Here is a 5,401-nt window from a genome sequence, read left to right on the forward strand (position 1 = left end):
GCCGATATAGGTCCGGCGATGGCCGCGGATCTCCGCCTCGTCGCGCACGCCGCCGAGCGACACGCGCACGAACTCGCGGCCGGTCGCTCGCGCGATCGACTTGCCGAGCGAGGTCTTGCCGACGCCGGGGGGGCCGACGAGGCACAGGATCGGTCCGGTCAGCTTGTTGGCGCGCGACTGCACCGCGAGGTACTCGACGATGCGGTCCTTGACCTTCTCAAGCCCGTAGTGATCGGCGTCCAGCACTTCCTGCGCGGCGTTGAGATCCTTCTTGACCTTGGACTTCTTGCCCCACGGGATCGACAGCAGCCAATCGAGATAATTGCGCACGACGGTGGCTTCAGCCGACATCGGCGACATCTGTCGCAGCTTCTTCAGTTCGTGCTGGGCCTTCTCGCGAGCTTCCTTCGAGAGCTTGGTCTTGGCGATCTTCTCTTCCAGGTCGGCGAGTTCGTCGCGGCCCTCATCGTCGCCGAGTTCCTTCTGAATCGCCTTCATCTGCTCGTTGAGATAATACTCGCGCTGGGTCTTCTCCATCTGGCGCTTGACGCGCGAGCGGATTCGCTTCTCGACCTGCAAGACCGAGATTTCGCTCTCCATCAGTCCGAGCACCTTCTCAAGGCGCGTCGTCACCGACAGCGTCTCAAGGATGCCCTGTCGATCCGCAATCTTGGCGGCGAGATGCGAAGCCACGGTATCGCCGAGCTTGGCGAAATCGGTGATCGCCTGCACGACGCCCACGACCTCTGGCGAGATCTTCTTGTTCAGCTTCACATAGCTTTCGAAATCCGACACGACGGAACGCGCAAGCGCCTCCGCTTCGACGCTGTTGGTGTCGGTGTCGGCCAGCGCGACCGCGGTCGCTTCATAATAATCGGAGCGATCGGAATATGTCTCCACGCGCGCGCGCTCGAGCCCCTCGACGAGCACCTTCACGGTGCCGTCCGGGAGCTTCAGCAATTGCAGCACGCTGGCGAGCGTTCCGATCTTGTAAATCGAATCCGGCGCAGGATCATCGTCCGACGCGTTCTTCTGCGTCGCGAGCATGATCAGCGCATCGTTCTTCATGACCTCTTCAAGAGCCTTGATCGATTTCTCGCGACCGACGAACAACGGCACGATCATGTGCGGAAAAACGACGATGTCGCGAAGCGGGAGCACCGGATAGGTGTTGGTTTCGCCGTGAACGATAGCTGGCCGGGGTTTTGAGGCGGTCATAGCCTTGTTCCTTTTGTTGCGCCCCCTTGTACGCAGCCCGCAGATCGTGCGCAACCGCCACAAGGTGCCGAGTTTTCCGGAGAAGGATGGGGCTTTGCGAACCGATGCCTCACCTGCCCTGGCAGCCGCGAACGCCACATGCGTCGCCGCCGACAGCATTAGGTGGCCATCGACCACCAGCGTGTCAAGTGAAGGAAGGCAGCCGCTTCAATGACCTGTTTCCAGCGCTGCAGATTATCGCCTGTATAGCCGACGGCCGCCGCGCGGAACGACCGGCGGCGAGCTTACGGCAACATGAGCGCCTGAAAACGCCTCGATCAGGCGCTGGCGCTGGTCTCGCTCGCGCGATCGGAGCGGTCCGCGTAAATGTACAGCGGCCGCGCGGTTCCCTCAACCACTTCGCGCGAGATGACGACCTCCTCGACCCCTTCAAGACCCGGAAGATCGAACATGGTCTCGAGCAGGATGCTCTCGAGAATCGATCGCAGTCCGCGCGCGCCGGTCTTGCGTTCGATCGCCTTGCGCGCCACCGCGCCAAGCGCCTCGTCGGCAAAGGTCAGTTCGATATTCTCCATCTCGAACAACCGCTGATACTGCTTCACCAGCGCATTCTTCGGATCGGTCAGGATCTTCTTGAGCGAGGCTTCGTCGAGATCCTCGAGCGTGGCGACGACAGGCAGGCGCCCGACGAATTCCGGAATGAGGCCGTACTTCAGCAAGTCCTCCGGCTCGACATGCCTGAAGATTTCACCGGTACGGCGATCTTCCGGCGCGAGCACCTGCGCCGCGAAACCGATCGAGGTGGTCCGCCCGCGCGCCGAAATGATCTTTTCGAGACCCGAGAACGCGCCGCCGCAGATGAACAGGATGTTGGTCGTATCGACCTGCAGGAACTCCTGCTGCGGGTGCTTGCGCCCGCCTTGCGGCGGCACGCTCGCAATCGTGCCTTCCATGATCTTCAGCAACGCCTGCTGCACGCCCTCGCCCGACACGTCGCGCGTGATCGAAGGATTGTCGGACTTGCGCGAAATCTTGTCGATCTCGTCGATATAGACGATGCCGCGCTGCGCGCGCTCGACATTATAGTCCGCAGACTGCAACAGCTTCAGGATGATGTTTTCGACGTCCTCGCCGACATAGCCGGCTTCGGTCAGCGTGGTCGCATCGGCCATGGTAAACGGAACATCGAGGATGCGCGCCAGCGTCTGCGCAAGCAGAGTCTTGCCGGACCCCGTCGGGCCGATCAACAGGATGTTCGATTTCGCGAGCTCAACGTCGTTGTGCTTGGTCTGGTGATTGAGGCGCTTGTAGTGATTGTGGACCGCGACCGAGAGCACCTTTTTGGCATGGCCTTGTCCGATGACGTAGTCGTCCAGAACCTTGCAGATTTCCTTCGGAGTCGGAATGCCGTCGCGCGATTTCACCAGCGAGGACTTGTTCTCCTCGCGAATGATATCCATACAAAGCTCAACGCATTCGTCACAGATAAATACGGTAGGCCCCGCAATCAGCTTGCGCACTTCGTGCTGGCTCTTGCCGCAAAATGAGCAATACAGCGTGTTCTTGGAGTCGCCCGTACCGACCTTACTCATTCCTGTCTCCGTCCGCCTTCGGTCTCGCCTGTTCGCCCGCTCGCCCGTTCCGTTCCGGCACATCCGGGGAAACGGGGTTACATAGGAGCAAAGTCCGTACCAGGAAAGACCCTGCGCTTTCAGTCCCGCACGAATCGCGGTTAATTCGATTCTCCTGCGCATACTCGCAAGCTAAACTCAGCTAGCGAACCATGGTGCCGGCCGACTATCAAGAATTCGCTAATCTGCCAGCCTCCCGCTCGTGACAATAACGCGATTTGGCTCGGCAACGCGACTCTCTTTGGCCAAATTCAGACTAGCGTTGCGCGATTATCACGCTAGTCAAGCGGAAACGCCAACAAAACGGAACTTTTCAGAAAGTATCGCGCTGCAATCACCGGTGGCGTCCGAGTCGGGCCGATCAACCGGCCCGCTTCGACCCTCGAGGGGACACTGCCTGATACCTACGAAGCCTTACCGCGAAAGCTTATTGCGAAGACTTCGGGGTAGCCGGCTCCTCGGCGCGCTTGTCGATCACCTTATCGACGATGCCGAAATCACGAGCCATGTCGGCGGTGAGGAACTTGTCGCGCTCCAGCGCATCCTCGATCGCCTGGTAAGTCTGTCCCGTGTGCTTGACGTAGATTTCATTGAGCCGCTTCTTGAGGCTCAGGATTTCCTGAGCGTGCAGCATGATGTCCGTCGCCTGACCCTGGAAACCACCGGAGGGCTGGTGGACCATGATGCGCGCGTTCGGCAGCGCATGCCGCATGTCCTTTTCGCCGGCAGCCAGCAACAACGAGCCCATCGACGCGGCCTGCCCGGTGCACAGCGTTGCGACCGGCGGACGAATGAACTGCATCGTGTCGTAGATCGCGAGCCCCGATGTCACCACGCCGCCCGGCGAATTGATGTACATCGATATTTCCTTCTTGGGATTCTCGGCCTCGAGAAACAGGAGCTGAGCGACGATCAGCATCGACATATTGTCTTCGACCCCGCCGGTCACGAAGATGATGCGCTCCTTCAGCAGCCGGGAAAAGATGTCGTAAGCCCTCTCGCCGCGATTGGTCTGCTCGACCACCATCGGCACGAGGTTCATGTAGGTTTCGACTGGATCGCGCATTGATCACCCAAGAGTTTGTGTCAGCAGTTGGCGGCGAGGATCATCCGAGGCAAAACCGGCAGTCTCCAGTCTTTCCCGTGCGGATGAACGTCGTGTGATGCAGGACAGGCAAGCACGGCTCCAAGATATGAGCCGATAACTCGGACGACAAGGGAGCCGCGCGAAGCGACGCGCCCCCGTGGTCCGATTCGGACATTGGCATCCCCGCGCCGCCAATCCAAGCCTGCTGGCAGCACGTGACGTGGCGAGGACGGCTCGCGACGCCGGTTTCAGCCAATATCATGAACGTCGGGCACGGGCCGAACCCGACGCCCGATCGGGGCGCGGCCCCTCAGTCCGGGCCATGGTTCGCCTCGTAGTCCTTGTAGAGATCCTCGCGCGTCACCTTCTTGTCGGTGATGGTCGCGAGTTCGAGAATGTAGTCGACGACCTTGTTCTCGAAAAGCGGCGCGCGGATCTGGGCCATGGCCTGAGGATTTTTCTGGTAGTAATCCCAAATCTCCTTCTCGCGGCCCGGCATCTGACGCGCGCGATCGATCAAGGCGCGGTTGATTTCGTCATCGGTGACCGAGATTCCGTTCTTTTCCCCGATCTCGGAAAGCACGAGGCTGAGCCGTACCCGGCGGTCAGCGATCCGGCGGTACTCTTCCCTGGCGGCTTCCTCGGTGGTGTCCTCGTCGGCGAAGGTCTTGTTGTTCGACTCCATCTCCTTCGTGATCGAGTTCCACACCTGCTCGAATTCCTCGTCGACCAGGGTCGGCGGCGGATCGAATTTGTGCGTCTCGTCGAGGCGATCGAACAGCGCGCGCTTGACGTGCTGCCTCATCGCGCGGGCGAATTCGGCGGTGAGCCGGTCGCGAACGGCTTTTTTAAGCTGATCGAGCGTGTTCAGACCGATGCTCTGGGCGAACTCATCGTCGATCTTGGTTTCTTCCGGAATCTCGATCATGCTTGCCGTGGTCTCGAACTCGGCGTCCTTCCCGGCCAGTTCGGTGTCGGCGTAGTTCTTGGGAAACGACGCCTTGACGACGCGGGTCTCGCCGACGCCAATCCCGACCAGTTGCTCTTCGAATCCGGGAATGAGGGCGTTCGACCCGAGCACGACCAGAATGTCCTCGCTGCTGCCGCCGTCGAACGGCTCGCCGTCGATGGTCCCCTTGAACGAGATGGTCACGCGATCGCCGTTCTCGGCTTTCGCGCCCTCCGCCCGCGCGGAGTAGTTGCGGTTCTGGTCGGCGATCCGCTTGATGCCTTCGTCGACATCGGCGTCGGACACCTCGACCACCGGCTTTTCGATGTTGAAGCTCTTGAAGTCCGCGATCTCGATCGCCGGCACGACTTCCATCGTCACGGTGTAGTTGAGGTCGGCTTTGCCCGCGAGGATGTCCTCGATCTCTTTTTCATCCGACGGCATCGCCACCTTGGGATTACCTGCGAGCTTGAAGCCGTTATCGGAGACGATTTGCATGTTGGTATCGCGGATCAT

At 60.4% G+C, this 5,401-nt stretch carries 4 protein-coding genes; all 4 read right to left on the minus strand.

All coding sequences use genetic code 11. The features are described 5' to 3' along the window. A partial coding sequence (locus BGN91_RS13890; RefSeq protein ID WP_292614072.1) for an LON peptidase substrate-binding domain-containing protein occupies window positions 1-1,218 on the minus strand: 1,218 nt, incomplete at its 3' end. Between the two features lie 317 nt (window positions 1,219-1,535). Then, window positions 1,536-2,810 (minus strand): ATP-dependent Clp protease ATP-binding subunit ClpX, encoded by a 1,275-nt coding sequence (clpX, locus tag BGN91_RS13895; protein ID WP_292614073.1) that lies wholly within the window; start codon window positions 2,808-2,810, stop codon window positions 1,536-1,538. Window positions 2,811-3,276: 466 nt separating this feature from the next. After that, window positions 3,277-3,915, minus strand: coding sequence for an ATP-dependent Clp protease proteolytic subunit (locus tag BGN91_RS13900; RefSeq protein WP_292614075.1), 639 nt, complete (start codon window positions 3,913-3,915; stop codon window positions 3,277-3,279). 331 nt (window positions 3,916-4,246) lie between these two features. After that, on the minus strand, window positions 4,247-5,401 hold a 1,155-nt coding region (gene tig, locus BGN91_RS13905; RefSeq protein ID WP_292614076.1), incomplete at its 5' end, for a trigger factor.

The sequence above is a fragment of the Nitrobacter sp. 62-13 genome (assembly GCF_001896955.1).
Classification (GTDB): Bacteria; Pseudomonadota; Alphaproteobacteria; order Rhizobiales; family Xanthobacteraceae; genus Nitrobacter.